The 17,046-nt window shown below is 68.0% G+C and carries 13 protein-coding genes; 6 read left to right on the forward strand and 7 right to left on the reverse strand.

Features of this window, described 5'->3' with window-relative positions; all coding sequences use genetic code 11:
• Nucleotides 1-130: 130 nt before the first annotated feature.
• From LLH23_15470 to LLH23_15480, 3 genes are all read right to left on the reverse strand, one after another.
• Nucleotides 131-667, reverse strand: a complete 537-nt coding sequence (locus LLH23_15470) for a ferritin (protein ID MCE5239865.1) — start codon at nt 665-667, stop codon at nt 131-133.
• Nucleotides 668-670: 3 nt separating this feature from the next.
• Nucleotides 671-1,048, reverse strand: a complete 378-nt coding sequence (locus LLH23_15475) for a desulfoferrodoxin (GenBank protein MCE5239866.1) — start codon at nt 1,046-1,048, stop codon at nt 671-673.
• Nucleotides 1,049-1,210: 162 nt separating this feature from the next.
• Entirely contained in the window at nt 1,211-1,645 is a 435-nt protein-coding gene (locus LLH23_15480; GenBank protein MCE5239867.1) for a transcriptional repressor, read from the reverse strand.
• Nucleotides 1,646-2,197: 552 nt separating this feature from the next.
• Between LLH23_15480 and LLH23_15485 the strand changes: the two genes are divergently transcribed.
• From LLH23_15485 to LLH23_15510, 6 genes are all read left to right on the forward strand, one after another.
• Nucleotides 2,198-4,909, forward strand: a complete 2,712-nt coding sequence (locus LLH23_15485; GenBank protein MCE5239868.1) for a valine--tRNA ligase — start codon at nt 2,198-2,200, stop codon at nt 4,907-4,909.
• 43 nt (nt 4,910-4,952) lie between these two features.
• Nucleotides 4,953-5,951 carry a radical SAM protein gene (locus LLH23_15490; GenBank protein MCE5239869.1) on the forward strand — a complete coding sequence of 333 codons (999 nt, stop codon included), beginning with the start codon at nt 4,953-4,955 and terminating at the stop codon, nt 5,949-5,951.
• A gap of 2 nt (nt 5,952-5,953) precedes the next feature.
• A complete protein-coding gene (locus tag LLH23_15495) occupies nt 5,954-6,697 on the forward strand; it encodes a sugar phosphate isomerase/epimerase (protein ID MCE5239870.1) in 744 nt (247 codons plus the stop codon).
• A gap of 114 nt (nt 6,698-6,811) precedes the next feature.
• Nucleotides 6,812-9,136, forward strand: a complete 2,325-nt coding sequence (locus LLH23_15500) for a hypothetical protein (protein ID MCE5239871.1) — start codon at nt 6,812-6,814, stop codon at nt 9,134-9,136.
• Complete coding sequence (locus LLH23_15505; GenBank protein MCE5239872.1) at nt 9,137-9,619, forward strand: hypothetical protein; 483 nt, start codon at nt 9,137-9,139, stop codon at nt 9,617-9,619. It abuts the gene before it with no gap.
• Between the two features lie 236 nt (nt 9,620-9,855).
• Nucleotides 9,856-12,360: a hypothetical protein gene (locus LLH23_15510; protein MCE5239873.1), complete on the forward strand. Its 2,505-nt coding sequence runs from the start codon at nt 9,856-9,858 to the stop codon at nt 12,358-12,360.
• On the opposite strand, the gene LLH23_15515 is transcribed toward LLH23_15510, so the two are convergent.
• From LLH23_15515 to LLH23_15530, 4 genes are all read right to left on the reverse strand, one after another.
• Entirely contained in the window at nt 12,350-13,546 is a 1,197-nt protein-coding gene (locus LLH23_15515; GenBank protein MCE5239874.1) for a hypothetical protein, read from the reverse strand. The genes LLH23_15510 and LLH23_15515 overlap by 11 nt on opposite strands.
• A gap of 107 nt (nt 13,547-13,653) precedes the next feature.
• Nucleotides 13,654-14,916, reverse strand: a complete 1,263-nt coding sequence (locus tag LLH23_15520; GenBank protein MCE5239875.1) for a DegT/DnrJ/EryC1/StrS family aminotransferase — start codon at nt 14,914-14,916, stop codon at nt 13,654-13,656.
• Nucleotides 14,917-15,053: 137 nt separating this feature from the next.
• Nucleotides 15,054-16,037, reverse strand: a complete 984-nt coding sequence (locus LLH23_15525; protein ID MCE5239876.1) for a peptidylprolyl isomerase — start codon at nt 16,035-16,037, stop codon at nt 15,054-15,056.
• Nucleotides 15,980-17,044 (reverse strand): CapA family protein, encoded by a 1,065-nt coding sequence (locus tag LLH23_15530; GenBank protein ID MCE5239877.1) that lies wholly within the window; start codon nt 17,042-17,044, stop codon nt 15,980-15,982. Before LLH23_15530 ends, LLH23_15525 begins: the two co-directional genes overlap by 58 nt.
• Between the last annotated feature and the right edge of the window lie 2 nt (nt 17,045-17,046).

Genomic DNA, 17,046 nt, shown 5'->3' on the forward strand with positions numbered 1-17,046 from the left:
CCGCCCGGGGCGCTACCTTCCCGCCTGAGGCGGGCTGGAAGCCCGCACTACCCTGTCGGATCTGCGTTGTCCTCCCGGATTGCCCCGTCTACACGGGCTCCCTGGCTGCTCTGGCTGAGTTGCCGTCCGCCTACGCCGCGCCGCCGCCCACGGCGGCCGGCATGCCGGCCGGCACGGCGAACACCCGCGCGGCCAACTCCTGGTCCACCATGAACAGGCCGTTGGGGTTGTCGCCGATGAGACGCAGCTTCTGGCAGATCTGCTCGGCGTTGGCCTCCTCCTCGACCTGCTCGTCAATGTACCACTGCAGGAAGCTGGCCGAGGCGTGGTCGCGCAGCTCCTGGGCAATGTCCATCAGGGCGTTGATGCGCGAGGTGACGAACTGCTCGTGCTTGAGCACGGCCTCGAAGGCCGCCAGCGGGCTGGCCCATTCGGTCTCGGGGCCGTCAATGGCCTGCAACGTGACCTTCCCGCCGCGCTCGATGATGTAGTCGTAGAACTTGTAGGCATGCAGCGTCTCTTCCATGGACTGCACGCGCATCCAGTTGGCGAACCCGGCCAGCCCCAGGGCGTCGAAGTGCGCCATCATGGACTGGTACAGGTACGCCGAGTACAGTTCCTTGTTGATCTGGTCGTTGATGGCGACCCGCATCTTCTCGTCCATCATCGGCTACTCACCCTTCCACAGGCCGTGCAGGTTGCAGTACGCGCGGGCGACAACGCCGCTCAGGCAGAAGCTCGCCGCCGGGTCGTCACCGGGCTTGAGGACCTGCCGGGCGCACTTGCCACCGGCGTCCGTGACCTCGATCCACTCGATGTAGTGTTCCTCGGTCATCGGGTGGGCCACGCTGCCGACGGCGACCTTCGTGCCGGAGCCCTCGGCAGTGACGACCGGCACATGCTTCTCTCTGGCGGCGTCGGTGGTGTTCTCGACGAGCCGGGTCATGGGCGCACCGCAGCACACCATGGCGCCTTTGCCGGCATGGACCACCTCAACGATGATCCCGCACTTCTCACACTTGTATACCTGTCCCAGTTCGACGGCCATCGTGTCACTCTCCTTTGTTCTCGCGGTCTTGTCCGCGTCGCGGTTGTTGGCTACGCCAGGCACTTCCTCAGACACAAGAACCAATCCAGGCAGCGATACTCCTCCCCGGCGCCCCAACTCGCTCCCCGGGGGCGCCGTGCCTGCCAGGGGTCTGCATGCCCATCAGCAGGCGCCTGGTCTCGTCCGTGTTGCGGTGGTCGCCTGACAGCGGGGGCACTGCCCCGCGAACTCCGTGTGCTGGCCGGTCACGAGGTAGTCTGTGTGCTGCTGCACCTCGCCCAGCGGCGTCTGGGCCGGCTCGACGTCCACATCGGCCACCGCCCCGCACGCCTCACAGCGGATGTGCGCGTGAGGCGCAGCCCATCCGTCGAAGCGGCGCTGGTGGCCGGCGAGTTCGAGCTTGAGGATGACGCCCTGCTCGGCCAGCAATTCCAGGTTCCGGTAGACGGTGGCCAGGCTGATGCGCGGCAGCCGTTCGCGCACGATCAGGAACAGCTCATCCACCGTCGGGTGTGAGGTGAGCTTACACAGCTCCTCCAGAACGATGTCACGCTGGCGGCTGTGGCGATGGGTGACACGGCTGTTGGTATTATCCATAGCGATTATCGTTATCGATTATAGCCACGGCTCTCCTGCTGTCAAGGGGCATTCTGGCTTCCTTGACGTCCTCTGCCCGCCCGTCTATACTACGGCAAATCGAGTTGTGTGGCTGTGACGGGGAGGAGTAGGCGGATGGAGGGGCCGGATAGCATCCGGCCCAGGGCGCTTCCAGAGAGCCGGCGGCAAGGTGAGAGTGCCGGCAGCGTCCCCCGCTGAACGTCGCCCCCGAGCCGTGCGGGTGAACGGCGAGTTGCGTACAACGCGCCCCTCAACTCGCACCGGGTACGCCCGTTAGCGCGTCGGCGCATGAGGGTGCGCCAGAGAGCCGTGCGGCGACGCACGGAACGTGGGTGGTACCGCGGGAGCCTTCTTCGGCCTCTCGTCCCAGGGGTGGTCACTTGCTGACCCACCAGGATGAGAGGCGATTTCGTTACTGCCGCACGGTGACTGATGAATGCTGAATGGGCGGCGACGCGCGCGGCCCCAGCGATTGGCGGTCCCATCCCCCATTCATCATTCCGCGTTCATCGTTCATCACTGGAGTTCACCATGCCTACCGACATGCCCAAAGCCTACGAACCCCAGCAGGTGGAGGGGCGCATCTACGAGTACTGGATGCAGTCCGGCGTGTTCAACGCCGAGGTGGAGCCCGACAAGCCCCCCTTCTGCATCGTGATCCCGCCGCCCAACGTGACGGGCATCCTGCACATGGGCCACGCGCTGGACAACGCCATCCAGGACCTGCTCACCCGCTGGAAGCGCATGAGCGGCCATGCGGCCCTATGGTTGCCCGGCACGGACCACGCCGGCATCGCCACCCAGAACGTGGCGGAGAAGGAACTCGCCAAGGAGGGCCTGACCCGGCATGACCTGGGGCGCGAGGCCTTCGTGGAGCGCGTGTGGGCGCTCAAGGAGCGGCACCACAGCCACATTGTCGAGCAACTCCGGCGCCTGGGCGGCTCGATGGACTGGCGGCGCGAGCGCTTCACGCTCGACGACCAGTGCGCCCGGGCGGTGCGCGAGGCCTTCGTGACGCTCTATGAGCGCGGGCTCATCCACCGCGGGGCTTACATGATCAACTGGTGCCCCCGCTGTGAAACCGGGCTGTCGGACCTGGAAGTCGAGCACGAGGAGCACCAGGGCAGCCTGTGGCACATCCACTACCCGCAGGCCGACGGCAGCCGCGGTGTGACCGTGGCGACGACCCGCCCCGAGACCATGCTCGGCGACACCGCCGTGGCCGTGCATCCCGAGGACGAGCGCTACGCCGACCTGATCGGCAAGACGGTGCTGCTGCCGCTAATGAACCGCGAGATCCCGATCGTGGCCGACGAGCACGTGGAGCGGGAGTTCGGCACCGGAGCCGTGAAGGTGACGCCGGCGCATGACCCCAACGACCTGGAGATCGCCCAACGGCACAGCTTGCCCAGCGTTGTGGTCATCGCCCCAGACGGCAAGATGACCGCCGAGGCGGGTGCGTACGCCGGGATGGACCGCTACGACTGCCGCAAGCAAGTGGTGGCTGACCTGGAGGAGCTGGGCCTGCTGGAGAGCATTCAGGACTACACCCACTCGGTAGGCCACTGCCAGCGCTGCCACACGGTGGTGGAGCCCCTCGTGTCCGAGCAGTGGTTCCTGAAGATGGCGCCGCTGGCCGAGAAGGGTCTGGCCGCGGTGCGCTCCGGTGACGTGCGTTTCGTGCCCGAGCGGTGGACGAAAGTGTACACCGACTGGCTTGAGAACATCCGCGACTGGCCGATCAGCCGGCAGCTCTGGTGGGGCCACCCCATCCCGGTGTGGACGTGCGAGGCGTGCGGCCGAGAGATCTGCACGCGCGAGGACCCCACCGTGTGCCCGGGCTGCGGCAGTGCCGAACTGCGGCCCGATCCGGACGTGCTGGACACGTGGTTCAGCTCGGGCCTGTGGCCTTTCAGCACCCTCGGCTGGCCCGAGCAGACCCCCGAGCTGGGCTTCTTCTACCCTACCTCGGTGCTCGTGACCGCCTATGACATCATCTTCTTCTGGGTCGCGCGGATGATCATGATGGCCATGGAACTACGCGATGAGAAGCCCTTCTCCGAGGTGTTCATCCATGGCCTCGTGCGCGACGACAAGGGCCGCAAGATCAGCAAGTCGCTGGGCAACAACATTGACCCCATTGACCTGATCGAGCGCTACGGCGCGGACGCGCTGCGCTTCGCGCTGGTGCAGCTCATCACCCACGGGCAGGACCTGAGCTACTCCGAAGACCGCATGGTGGGCGCGCGGAACTTCTGCAACAAGCTCTGGAATGCCGCGCGGTTCGTGCTGATGAACCAGGAGGACGGAACCGAGGAGGCGCCGGACGGCGAGCTGAGCCTGCCGGAGCGATGGATCCTGTCGCGACAGGCAGCGGTGCTGGCCGAGACCGATCGCTGCCTGCAGCGGTATGACCTGGCCCAGGCCGCCGACGCGCTGTACGCCTACACCTGGGACGAGTTCTGCGACTGGTTCGTGGAGTTGTCCAAGGCCGACCTGTACGGCGAGGACGCGGCCCGGGCGGCGCAGATGCGGGCGCGGCTCCGCGGACTGCTGTCCGGCATCCTGCGGGCGCTGCACCCGTTCATGCCGTTCATCACCGAGGAGATCTGGCAGCTTGGCGGGCTGGGGGAGGGCAGCATCGCCGTGGCGTCGTACCCGACCGCCGAGGCGGCCGACCGCGACGACGAGGCCGAGATGCAGATGGCCATGGTGATGGAGATCACCAACCAGATCCGCTCCTGGCGGGCGCAGCTCGGGCTGCCGCCGCAACAGAAGATCAGTGTGCACATGGTGGCCGACGCGCAGGCGGAGGCGGTGCTGCGCGAGGTGGAGCACGGGATGCGGGCGCTGGCGCGGCTGGAGAGTGTTACCTATGGGGCCACCGTGGGAGGGCTGGCTGCCGTGGGAGGGGTCACCGACCCCGATCAGTCGCGGTCGGTGACCGCTCCCACCTGCCCCTCCAATGAGAAGGCCCTCACGGCCATCGTGCAGGGCGTGACCGTGATCCTGCCGCTGGCCGGGGCCATCGAGGACCCGCAGGCCCAACTCGACCGCCTCAGCAAGCGCCTCGCCGACCTGGAGAAGGACAAGCAGCGGGCGGAGGGAAAGCTGGGTAACGAGAGGTTCGTGCAGAACGCCAAGCCCGAGATCGTCCAGCAGGAGCGCGCGCGCCTCGCGGAGACCGAGGCCCAGATCGCGCATTTGAACGAGCAGAAGGCGCTGTTTGAGGGTCTCCTGTAGCCAGTCTACATGGCCACCATCTGAGGATGATGGAGGCTCCAGCATGTTCACGCTCATTGACGCGGCTGGCTGCACGAACTGCTGCCGCCATTGCAGTGCCGAGGGACACCCTCCCTACGGCGCGTTCTTCTCGCTGGCCGAGATGGTGGAACTGGTCGCCGAGGGCTGGGAGATCTACCCGTACTACGAGGCCAGCGCCCACCCGGAGTTCCCGGCGATCCTGGGGCCGCCGATCTGCGCTGAGACCGAGGAGTACGTTCCGACCAACGGCTTCGGGATCGCGCGTGCCCCCGACCCGGGCGCTGTCCTCCGGCAGTTGCGGGACTACGGCCGGCGGTTCCTCTCGCTGACCTTGCACGGCACCGCAGAGCACCACGACTGGTTCGTGGGCCGCCATGGGGCCTATGCCGACATCATCGAGGCCAGCCGGCTGGGGCGGGAGCACGGCTTCGGCATCCACTGGAACCTCTACCTGGACAACCGCAACCTCGAAGAGATACCCGAGGTGATTGCGGTCGGCCGTGAAGCCACCGCCGGCGAGCCGTGGCTCGAAATCGTGGCCAACCGGGGGAACCGTCGCACGTGGCGTTACGAGGCGCTGCGGCCGTCGCTGCGAGATGTGCGCGAGCGCCTGGCGCCGTGGGTCATGCAGGAAGCATGGAAAGCGGTAGACAAGCAACCCGTTCAGCCGGAGAAGCTGACGGAGGCATACTGGCTGGCGGAGTGGCAGCGGCTGGCGAACGCGGGCGAAAGCCTCGAGCCGTTCATGGGCTCTTCAGCCTTCCTGAAGATCACCCGCGACCGGGAGGTCTACTTGATGGCCCCGCCGCCGGTGAGACTACTGGGGCATCTGTCGGAGGGGCGTGAGGCACTCGAGGCGCGGGCCGAAGAGCTGGCCGCCACCCCGGCGCATCTGACGCCACCGCCCGAGGCAGACACTTTGTTCGCGGACTCCGACCTGCTGCACCCGTACGGGGCGAGCGTGCGGCAGAAGCTGATCGGCATCTTGCAGTTCGGGCCCTGCTCTGAAGGAGCGATATGAACATGAGAATCGGCATCGCAGACTACGGCATGAGTGTCTGGGACGGCGGCTGCTTCGATAGCGAGCAGCGCTGGCTCGACCTCCAGAAGATCGGCTACGAGGGCACAGAGCGCCTGGCGGCCAACGAGGGCGCCGAGGCGGTCCTCAAGGCCGCGCGGATGCACCGCCACGGGATGGACTTCGCCACCTGCCGTGGGCCGAACATCGAGGTCTCGATCCAGTGGACCGCGGCCTTCGGCAAGACGTACGTGTGGACCGAGGTCACCGGCAAGGACTTCGACACCTTCTGCCGGCAGGTCAACATCCAGGCCGAGGCGTGCCGCCGCTGGGGCATCCGGGTGGCGCTGCACAACCACCTCGGATCCCTGGTGGAGTCACAGACGGAGTTGGAGGAGTTCCTCTCCCGGTGCCCCGACTGCGGCCTGATCCTCGACACGGCCCACCTGGCCGCCGCCGATGGCGACCCGCTAGCCATCGTCCACAAGTACGCTGACCGCCTCGTCTCGATGCACCTGAAGGACTGGCTCGTGCTCAAGCCCGAGATCGGCCTGGACCGCTGGTACGAGCGGGGCCGCTTCTGCGAGCTGGGCGCCGGCAACATCGGGATGGACAACGCCGCGGTCGTCGCGGCGCTCAAGCAGGTCGGCTATGACGGCTGGCTGTTCGTCGAGCATGACACGCACCTACAGGACCCGCTGCTGGACCTGGCGATCAGCCGGGAGTACCTGCGAGCCGCAGGCGTGTAGTGCCGTAGGAGCGCCGGCTTCCAGCCGGCCCGCCGTTGCCGTAGGGACACGCGTGCCGGCTGGAAGCCGGCGCTCCTACGGCCACGGCATCCGTCCCGCCACGAGGGAGGCAAGATGAAAGCGCTCAGCGTCCTCTGCGCACTCTGCGTCGGTGCCGCTGCCCTCGCCGCTCCCCCACTCCCCATCGCCCCTGAGGCCCGCATCGAGCCGGGCCAGGCCCAGACGTTCACCCTCAGTATCCCCGCCGAGGCCCTGCAGCAGAAGCTCGCCCTCTCGCTCCTCGCCCGGCTGGATTCCCCCGGCCTGGGCGGCTCGACGTTCTCCATGGGGATCACCGTCAACGGCAAGGCCGTCGAGCGCAAGCGACTGCTGAACAAGCTCCCTGAGACCGAGATGCTGAGCGGTCTGAAGCTGGACTGGTTCGGGCAGGAGGGCTGGCGGGTCTGCTACTCGCCCGACTACGAGGGGGCCAACCGCGAGGATCACCCGGCCTGTCTCGTGGGAGGCCACGCCTACGACTCCGTGCTCGACGTGTCGGACCTGCTCCACGCAGGGGCGAACGAGATCGTCATCCGGCATGCGGAGACGCGGATCAAGAGCGCGCTGGTGCTCAAGGACGTGGCGCTGGTGACGGCGCCGGCAAGGGTGGTGCCGCCTGACGAGCAGCCCGAAGACCCGAACGCCCCCCTGGCCGTCATCGCGCCGACCGACCGCAGTAAGGTCGCGTACAAGCTGCAGACCCACCCCGGAGGCGGGCTGCGCGTGACCTGCGGCAAGCTCATTCTGGACCTGAACAGCAGCTTCTCGTACCGGAACGTGGGGTGGCGTATGCTGGGTGAGAAGGCCGACAGCGCCGGGCGGGAGGCGGCTGCGAAGTACTATCGTCTCGACCGCACCATCAAGCGGCTTCCCGACCACATCGCGATCAGTGACAAGCTGACCAACCTGACCGACCAGGACCTGCACATCAGCGTGCGCCACATGATCCAGACGGGCGGCCTGAACGGGGCCGAGGTGTACCTGCGGGGGCAGAAGTCGCGGATCATGGAGGGCTACGAGAGGGGCGGGGACAATCCGACCGTCTTCCTGAGGTTGGGCGATGACGGGCTGGGGATCGTCGCTGAGGATGATGTCCTGCGCGTGCAGTGTGCCCAGGTGGCGACGCGCCAGCCCGCCGAGGCGGGGCTCGTAGACAACTACCTCATGCTGGAGCCCCGGGCGACGTATGAGCTGCGCTGGTCCATCTATCCCGTACTGAAGGGCGACTACTTCGACTTCGTCAACGCCATCCGGCGGAACTGGGGGACGAACTTCACGATCCCCGGGGCGTTCGCGTTCGCTCCGCACCCGACCCACGAGGCCGAGGTGCCAGACCTGAAGGGCTGGCTGCAGAACGGGGCGCTCCAGATCGTGTCCCTGCAGATCCCCATGCCGCGTCCGGCGGTGCTGGCGCACGGTCTGGCCTTCTTGCGCGAGCCGGAGGAGCAGCAGCGCCTCAAGGCCCAGGCGGACAGGCTCCGGGCGCTCATGCCCGGACTGCAGGTGCTGCAGTACCTGCACGTCTACATCACGCGTTGGGATGAGGCGACCACGCTGTATGCCGACGCCCGGCATCTGGGGGCCGATGGCAAGCAGCTTTCGTACGCCGCCGGAAGCTGGCAGCCGACCTTCTGGCTCTTCCTGCCCACGACGACGAACGCCTATGGGCGCGAGATGAACAAGACCTTCGACCTCGTCTGCGACGGGCTCGGCTTCGATGGCGTGTACTGGGACGAGCTGTCGCATAGCGCGACCGACGTCGCCTACGGGCTGTTCGACGGACATTCGGCCCTGCCGAACATGCAGCAGATGACCGTCCAGGAGAAGGTGGCGCTGACGCCGCTGTACTGTCAGGGCTACCAGGTCCAGCAGGCCCGGCGGGTGCTGGACGCCGGGAAGGTCCTGATCGGCAACGGCCAGCCGGTCACCGAGACGATGACGAAGCTGCACTTCCCGCGCTTCGTCGAGGCGTGGCACCCGAGCAACCTGCGCTATGCGCACCTGTACTGCCCGGTCGGGCTCAGCTCGCCCGACCGGGTGCGCGCGGAGGAGGACATCGTGCCATCGGTGCGCGGCCACCTGCAGAACGGGGGGCTGTGGTACTACTACTGTGGCTGGAACGTCGTCAAGCTGACCCATCCGACCGTCACGGCGCACATGTACCCGTTCACGCCCGTCGAGTTGCACGCCGGCTATGCTATCGGCCGGGAGCGCATCCTGACGGCGAAGTCCGGGCTGTTCGGCTGGGGCGACAAGAGCAGGCGACAGGTGTATGCCTATGGGCCAGACGGTCCGCAGATCACAGGGTTCCAGGCGGCGGAGAAGACCATCAAGGGGAGCCTGTACTCCGAGGTGCGCGTGCCGGCCGGGGGTGTGGTCGTGATCGAGAGGGTGAAGTAGATGCCCGCTGCCCCGCCGCGGCGCTCTGCCTTGCCCGCGCGTCTGGCCGCCCTGACGGCCTTCGCCATCGCCATGGGCCACCTGGAGGCGGTGGTGGTGGTCTACATCCGGCACATCCTCGGGATCGTGCCGACACCCGAGCAGCTGGACCGGGCAGTGTACGAGCAGGTGCCGCACTGGATCATCACGAGCGAGCAGGGGCGCGAGGCCGCGACGATCATCATGCTGGTGACGCTGGCGGTGCTGGCTGGGCGCCGGCCGCTGGAGAAGCTGGCCGTGTTCCTGTACGCCTTCGCGGTGTGGGACATTTTCTACTATGTGAGCCTGAAGGTGCTGATCGGCTGGCCGGCGTCGCTGCAGACGATGGACCTGCTCTTCCTGATCCCCACGGCGTGGTTCGGCCCGGTGTGGCTGCCGGTCTCGGTCTCGGCGCTGATGATTGTGGCGGCGTTGTGCCTGTTCGCGCGCGAGCAGAGGCAGTGAGGGGCCGGGCAAGCCGGTAGCCACGCCTCCGGCGCTGACGGCTACGACACGGCGCCGGTGCGTGAGGAGAAGGGGGCCGGGCGACGGGGGCCGTTGGGTGCCGTGGGACGGGGCCGTTCGAGGCCCGGAGGGCCGACTCAGTCTAGGCGGGGGCGGAAGCCCCCGTCATCCGGCGCCATCCCCTCCCTCCCCGCCGAGCGCCGGAGGCGCGGCTCAAGACCGAATGGAGTGCCACCATGCGACCGATCCTGTCGTGCTGTCTCGCCCTCGTTGTCGCCTCTGCTGCCGCCCATGCCATCACCTACCGGGATGCCACCACTGCCCTCATCGCGAAGCTCTGGGACGCCAACCCACCCGGTGAGGTGCTGTGCCGCGAGGACTTCTGCGCGGGCAACCTGGACAACTGGAAGCCCGACCAGGGCTGGAGCGTCGTGGACCGGCCGGAGGGGGGCGGGAAGTGCGCGCGGGTCGTCTCCTCCGAGAAGGAGAACGAGGACCTCATCCTGGCCCGCCACGTCGCCATCACGCCCGGCCACCCCATCGTGGTGTGCTGGCGGACACGCTTCGTGTCCGGTAGCGAGCCGCTGCACCTGCGCGTGGACTTCTTCGACGCCGCGGGCAAGACCGGCAAGCCGTATGCCCGGCAGGACACGTCGCGCGAGGGCCAGCAGTGGACCGAGAATGCGATGCTCGTTTCGGACTGGTTCCCCGCCTACACGCGCGAGATCACCATCTGGTTCCACCACAACCCCGGCGCGAACACGACCTCGCTGCTGTCGGACATCCGCATCGTGGACCTGGGGCCGGCGGCCACGGCGCTCGTGGCGGCGGAGCTGCCCCGCGTGCGGGAGATGAGCCGCCAGCTCGTGCGTGATGCGGCCGGGTTGCCACGCACGCCCCTCGCACAGGCCTGGCGGCAACTCATCGTTGCCGAAGCGGCCCGCGCGGATGCGGCGCTGGCGGCGTGCGCGCGGATGGAGCCGGGCAGCCCCGATCTCGACCGGGTGCTGGCCGGGCCGGCTACGGCGGTGGCACGACTCACCGAAGCCGTGGCAGGGCTGAAGTCTGGCGTCGTCACTACCCGAGGCCTCCTCGCCTATGCCACGACGCCCGTCACGTCGCAGATGGTGCTGCCCTACAGCCCGTCCCTGCACGGGGCGCGCCTGGGGCCATTGGCAGTGACCGCCTGCCCGGGCGAGACCGAGTCGGCCAGCCTCGTACTGTGGGCGCCGCAGGGCGTGACGCGCCTGCTGCCCAGTGTGTCGGCGCTCAAGGGCCCCGGCGGCTCCATCCCGGCGAGCGCCGTGGACGTGAAGTGGGTCAAGTGCTGGTATCAGGCCGGGACGGCGCCGCATGGGGTGGCGCAGGACCGGGCGCACAGGGTGCTCGTGCCCGAGTTGCTGCTCAACGACGACTCGCTGGTGCGGGTGGACCTGGAGGGGCAGCACAACTCCCTGAAGCTCAGCTTCCCCGCCGGCGCACGCTACGTGGGGATAGACGACCCGACGCCGCCCAAGCCCTCCTGGGGCCTGAACCTGAAGACGGACGAGTACCCGGTCCGGGATGCTGCGACGCTGCAGCCGCTCGACCTGCCGGCCGGGCAGAACAAGCAGGTGTGGCTCACCGTGCGCGTGCCCGAGGGGTGCAAGCCGGGGAGGTATGTCGGTCGGGTGACGCTGACGGCGCAGGGCAAGCCGCTGGGCGAGACGCCGCTGACGGTCCAGGTGCTGCCGCTCAAGCTGGAGGCGCCGCGCACGCACTATGACCTGTCCCGCCCGTTCACCGGCAGCCTGTACTACTGGGGCGAGCTGGACGGGACCGGGGCGGGCGGCATCGGCTACAAGCTCAAGAGCGAACAGCAGTTCCGCGCGGAACTGCGCGCCATGGTTGAGCACGGAATCGTCGCGCCCGCCATGATCTGGTCGCCCAAGATCATCTACGTGGACGAGCCCCTGTTCCGCCGACACCTGCAGATGGCGAAAGAGGCGGGGATGTCCGGGCGACCGCTGTACTTCGCCGACTCTGGGCTCATCGGCGCGCCCACCGAACCGGCCGCGCTGGCGGCGATGCAGGAGAACATCCGCAAGACCATCCGCGTGGCCGCCGAGTATGGCTTCACCGGCGTGTACTTCTACGGCATTGACGAGGCGCGGGGAGAGAAGCTGCGGGCCGAGCGGACCGCCTGGCAGGCGGTGCACGAGGCGGGCGGCAAGGTCATCGTGTCCGGCTTCCAGGGCCAACTGGAGGCGGTGGGCGACCTGCTCGATCTGTTCAACCGCGCCGGGGACCCCGCGGCCGACAACGCCGCCGCCTGGCACGATCGCGGGCATCTCATCTGGAACTACGCCCACCCGCAGACCCCCGCCGAAGACCCCGAGATGTACCGCCGCAACTACGGCCTGTACCTGTGGCGGATGGACTACGACGGGGCCTGCACGTATTGCTTCATGGACTCCTCGGGGGCGCAGTGGAACGACTTCGATGACGACACCTATCGCGACCACTGCCTAGCCTACCCGACGGTGGATGGTGTCGTCACGACGCTGGCGCTGGAAGGCTTCCGCGAGGGGCAAGACGACTTGCGGTATGTGACCACGCTCAGGACGCTGATCGCCAAGTCGCCGCAGCAGCCCGCAGCCATCGAGGCGGAGAAGTGGCTGGACGGGCTCGACATGCGGACGGCGGACCTGGGGGCGGTCCGGGCCGAGGTCATCCGACGGATCGAGGGGCTCAGGAAGTAGCCCGCGCGGCGGTGTCGGCCGCGAACTGTGCCAGGCACTCGCGGGCAGCTGCTGCGTTGCCTGCGGCCAGCAGGGCCTGCGCGTCGGTCTCGGCTGCCTGACGGCGTTGCTCCGTCTGCGCTTCGAACTGCTGCCATGACGCCAGTGGCACACGACGCTGCCAGTGGGCGAAGGTGGCGCCATTGGCATAGGCTTCGGGGGTGCCCGTTGCGCCCATGTGCAGGGGGAAGTAGCCTGTCTCGTCGGCCTTGCCCAGCGCCGCCCAGGCGCAGGTGAACAGATCCGGGCGGTCCGGGTCAATCTGCACCGTCAGCGAGGAGCAGTTGCCGGCCACGCACACGCCCGGCAGGCGCGAGGCGGCGTCGAAGTCGGCGGGCGTCAGCCTCCCCCGCCGCTCGTCCAGCAGGGGGCGCAGGCCCTCACGCTCCACGGTCTGCACGCAGCCGTCCCGCGTCTCGGACGTGACTTCGACCTTGCCGTGGGCGTTGTAGACCACCATGGCGTGACCGGTGGCGTCAGCGAAGGCCCAGTTGGTGGCGATGTTGCCCCCGGCGTACCAGCCCCGGTCGTTCATCATCCGCACGATTTCCAGCGCCTCGGCGCAGGTCGTCGCCGTCTCGGCGATGTGGCGCAGGCCGTAGGGGTTCATCAGACCCCCGTAGTAGGGGTCGGGGTCGCTGCCGGCCTGGTCGGCCGAGCCGGCGAGCCCGGCAGCGTTGACCATCATCATCGCGCCGGTGTCGCTCGTGTCGCCGACAGAGATGAAGGGCAGGACGCCCGGCACGAGCGTCTCCTTGCGGTAGAAGGCCTGGGGGCGCGCGAGGTTGTCGCGGTTCTTGTGGAAGAGCGGGCGGCCGTCAGCCGTGGCGGAGCCGACGGCCGCATAGGAGATGCAGTCTTCCGCGAACAGTAGCCCCCGGTAGCGGCCTACGAGGCAGGCCAGGTAGAGATCGAGGCTGACGCCGGCCACCTGCGCGATGGCGGCGGCTTCGTCGAGCCAGTGGGGTGCGAGCTGCCGGACAATCCCGACATGACGCTGCGAACGCGCCACCAGGGTGGCCTCGTCCTGCCCGTGCTCATCGCGGGCGAGGCGCAGGAACTCGTCCAGATGGGCGACGATGTCGCCCCGGTTCATCTCGCCCCACTCACGGCCGATGGCGTCAGGGGAGCCGCATAGGTGGACCATTGTGTCAACCTCGGAAAGTCAGTAGGGCAGGCGGCTCGCCTGCCCTACTGGAGTGTCCCTGCGCGGGCGAGCTGCCCGCGCTACTGTGACTGCGGCACGCGCATGGGCTACCCCGCCCGCCCCGTAATCGCCTTCGTCGCGGCTGATTCCTCGGCGGCGAGATACGTCGTGTCGCCCTCGCGGATGCGCTGGACGGCCTTGCTGACGGCCGCGCAGATGTACTCGTTGTCGTTCTGGCTCATGCGCGGGTGCATCGGAATGCAGAACAGCCGCTTGGCAATGACCTCGGACTTGGGCACTTCCTGCCCCGGCACACGGTCGCGGATGAACGGCACCGTGTTGTGACACGGTGGGTTGGCGACGACGCTGGAGACCTTGTAGTCCTCGATGAGGATCTTCATGAGCTGGTCGCGCTTGGCGCCGGCCCATGCCTCGGGTACCAGCAGTGTGTACAGGTAGTACGTGTGCTTGACCTCCGGGGCCTCATACGGCAGCGTCAGCTCCGGCACGTCCTTGAGCATCTCGTTGCGGGCCTTGGCCACGGCGTAGCGCTCGGCGAGCATCTGCGGGAGCTTCCGGAGCTGCACGAGGCCGACGGCGGCCTGGATCTTGGTCATCTTGTAGTTGCTGCCCCAGCCGGTGGCCCAGCCGAACTGCCGCAGGCCGCGCAGGCGCAGGGCCAGATCCGGGTCGTCCACCGTGACGCCGCCGCCTTCGCCCAGGGTCGTCATGAGCTTCTGGGTGTGGAACGACAGGACGCTCATCCAGGCGCCGTGGGTGTTCTTCTTGCCCTTGTACTCGCCGCCCATGCAGCGGGCCACGTCGCCGATGAACTTGGCGGGGCCGAACTCGGGGTGCGGGTTGGCGGCGGCGATCTCCTGGTACTTGTCGATCGGCGCCGAATACCCGTTCATGTGGGTGACCATCATGGCCCGGGTGTTCTTGGTCAGCTTCTTGGCCACGTCATCCACATCGGCGCACAGCGTCTGCGGGTCCACTTCGCACAGCACGAGCTTGGCCCGCTGCCCCAGTACGGCCATCAGGGCCGCCCGGAAGTTCACCGAGGGGACGATGACCTCGTCTTCGGGCCGCAGGTCCAGGCACATGAGGGTCATGTCCAGGCCGCTGCCGGCCCCGTTGATGCTCACGCAGTCCTGGGTCTGGCAGTACTCGGCCAGGGCCGCCTCGAACTCTTCGATCTCCGGGCAGATGAACCCGAAGCCCTTGGTCGGATCGAATGACTCCCGGACGGTCCGGTTGAGGACCTCCATCTCTTCTTCGCCGTAATAGCCGCCGAGCAGCGGCTCATTCGGCCAGGCAACCTCCAGGCTGCCGGTGGCCAGGATCTTGTCGCTGGTGACCGCATCCATTGCGCTCAAACCTCCTGTTGCTGACGCGCGTGTTGGTGATAGCTTCCCCGCCCGTTCAGGGTTCCCTTCTTTGCCCAGGCGGGCGGAACGGCAACAGCCCGGCGCGAGCGCCGGGCTGCGGTGGGCACGGGCGGCCTCTATTGGGCAGGGGCAGGGGCGGCACCCGGCACGGGCGAGCCCTCGGACGGGAACTGCACCTTGGATTCGACCTTGGCCCCCTTCAGGATCTCGGTGCGCTTGGCCAGGGTCAGGCTCATCAGTTGCCGCCGGCGCAGCATGTCGCGCAGTGTTGCGCCCACTTCCTCGAAGGGCGGGACGCGGGCGGCCTTGAAGCCGATGCGCTTGAGCAGGTGCCAGCCCATCGCCGACTGCACCGGCGGGCTGATCTCGTTCTGGGCCTTGAGCGCGAAGGCTGCCTTCTGGAAGTCGGTATCGCCATTGGGTACGAAGCCCATGTCGCCGCCGTTCTCGCGGGTGCGGGCGTCGAGGCTGGACTTCTTGGCGGCCTCCTCCCAGGTGGTCTTGCCGGTGGTGATCTGCGTGCGCAGGGCCTGGGCCTCTTCGGGGGTCTTCACCAGAATGTGGGCGACGCGGACCTGCGCAGGCTCTCCCACGGCTTCCTTGTTCGCCTGGTAGAGGCGCGCCACGTCCTCGTCGCTGACGCTGATCTGCTTCTCCACCATCTTCTCGATCAGCATCTGGTCGTACAGCCCGGCGACGAAGGCCTCGGGGGTGAGGGCCTGCTTGGCGAGCCACGTGGCAAAGGTCTCGCCGGTCATGGGCGCGCGGGCGTCAATCGGGGCCTGGGTGGCCTGGAAGCGCCGCTCCAGCTCCTCCTGGGTGACGCTGACGCCGGCGGCCTTGGCCGCCTGGCGGATGGCGAGGTTGCCGCACATGTCGCGCAGGACGCGCTCGCCGTAACGGGCCTGCAGGGCACTGAGGAACTGGGACTGGGTGATGACCTCACCGTTGACGATGGCTGCAGGCTTGTCGGCCGGAGCCTGGGCGTACGCCCCGACCGCTACCAACAGCAGCAGCGGCCAGACAAGCCGCACAAGGTGCTTCATGGGTTGCTTCCTTTCGTGTCTGCGACGGCGCCTGACGCAGGGATGCGGAGCCAGGCCTTGCCGTTCCTGATCTGCAGTTGCGTGCCCAGCGGCTGGGAGATGCGCACCAGGCGGGCCAGGATCTTGTCGCGCCGGTCGGCCGCGGGGTAGATCGGGCCCATGCGGGCGCGGGGGATCCAGATGGGCTTGGCCATGATCTGCCAGCCCCAGCCTTCGGCGTAGTCAATCTTGAAGATGGCGCTCTCCATGCGCTCACCCTCGCGCTGGTCGAACACGAAGTTGCCCATCGAGTATAGGATGGGCTTGCCCTGGAAGACCTCCAGGCCTTGCAGCGTGTGCGGATGGTGCCCCAGCACGATGTCGGCCCCGGCCTCGATGGCCGCGTGGGCGGTGTCCTTCTGTCGCTGGCTGGGCATGGACTGGTACTCTTCACCCCAGTGGAACGAGACACACAGGATGTCGCACTGGGAGCGGGCAGCGCGGATCTGGGCGATGAGGTTGCTGCGGTCCGGGCTGACCTTGTTGTACGAGCCGTGGTTGATGGTCAGGTCGGTGGCCCCAAGGAAGCCCATGCGCACCGGGTACGCCCCGACGCTCAGGAGGGCCGGGCGGCCGCCCTGGCGGTCACGGTCGGCGCCGCAGTACTTGATGGCGTGCTTATCCAGAACGCCCAGGGTCTGCATGATGCCTTCGCGGCCGGCGTTCAGGGAGTGGTTGTTGGCCAGGGTGACGACGTCGAAGCCCCCGTCCAGGAGCACCTGAACCGTCGCCGGGCGGGCCCGGAAGATGCAGTCACTCGGGGCATGGGGCCCCACGGTGGACAGAGGCGATTCGAGGTTGGCGAAGCTCACGTCGGCGTCTGCGGTGAGGCCCTTGACCTTCGCCAGGATGCTATGCACGCCGTTCTTGCGGATGGCGTCGTCCACGTTGCGGTCGGTCATGCAGTCACCGACCGCGACCATGGTGAACTTGCGGCAGGCAGGGGCCTGCTGCGCCGGCGAATCGGCCGTCACCGGGGCCGGCGCGGCGGCCGGGTTGGCGGCGACAGGTGCGACGGCCATCG

Source organism: bacterium (assembly GCA_021372615.1).
Lineage (GTDB): Bacteria > Armatimonadota > Zipacnadia > Zipacnadales > UBA11051 > JAJFUB01.

Bases quoted from the DNA above. Each gene is read 5' to 3' on its own strand.
- LLH23_15505 (MCE5239872.1), top strand. From the start codon at position 9,137: ATGCCCGCTGCCCCGCCGCGGCGCTCTGCCTTGCCCGCGCGTCTGGCC.
- LLH23_15515 (MCE5239874.1), bottom strand. From the start codon at position 13,546: ATGGTCCACCTATGCGGCTCCCCTGACGCCATCGGCCGTGAGTGGGGC.
- LLH23_15520 (MCE5239875.1), bottom strand. From the start codon at position 14,916: ATGGATGCGGTCACCAGCGACAAGATCCTGGCCACCGGCAGCCTGGAG.
- LLH23_15495 (MCE5239870.1), top strand. From the start codon at position 5,954: ATGAGAATCGGCATCGCAGACTACGGCATGAGTGTCTGGGACGGCGGC.
- LLH23_15530 (MCE5239877.1), bottom strand. From the start codon at position 17,044: ATGGCCGTCGCACCTGTCGCCGCCAACCCGGCCGCCGCGCCGGCCCCG.
- LLH23_15480 (MCE5239867.1), bottom strand. From the start codon at position 1,645: ATGGATAATACCAACAGCCGTGTCACCCATCGCCACAGCCGCCAGCGT.
- LLH23_15490 (MCE5239869.1), top strand. From the start codon at position 4,953: ATGTTCACGCTCATTGACGCGGCTGGCTGCACGAACTGCTGCCGCCAT.
- LLH23_15500 (MCE5239871.1), top strand. From the start codon at position 6,812: ATGAAAGCGCTCAGCGTCCTCTGCGCACTCTGCGTCGGTGCCGCTGCC.
- LLH23_15510 (MCE5239873.1), top strand. From the start codon at position 9,856: ATGCGACCGATCCTGTCGTGCTGTCTCGCCCTCGTTGTCGCCTCTGCT.
- LLH23_15470 (MCE5239865.1), bottom strand. From the start codon at position 667: ATGATGGACGAGAAGATGCGGGTCGCCATCAACGACCAGATCAACAAG.
- LLH23_15485 (MCE5239868.1), top strand. From the start codon at position 2,198: ATGCCTACCGACATGCCCAAAGCCTACGAACCCCAGCAGGTGGAGGGG.
- LLH23_15475 (MCE5239866.1), bottom strand. From the start codon at position 1,048: ATGGCCGTCGAACTGGGACAGGTATACAAGTGTGAGAAGTGCGGGATC.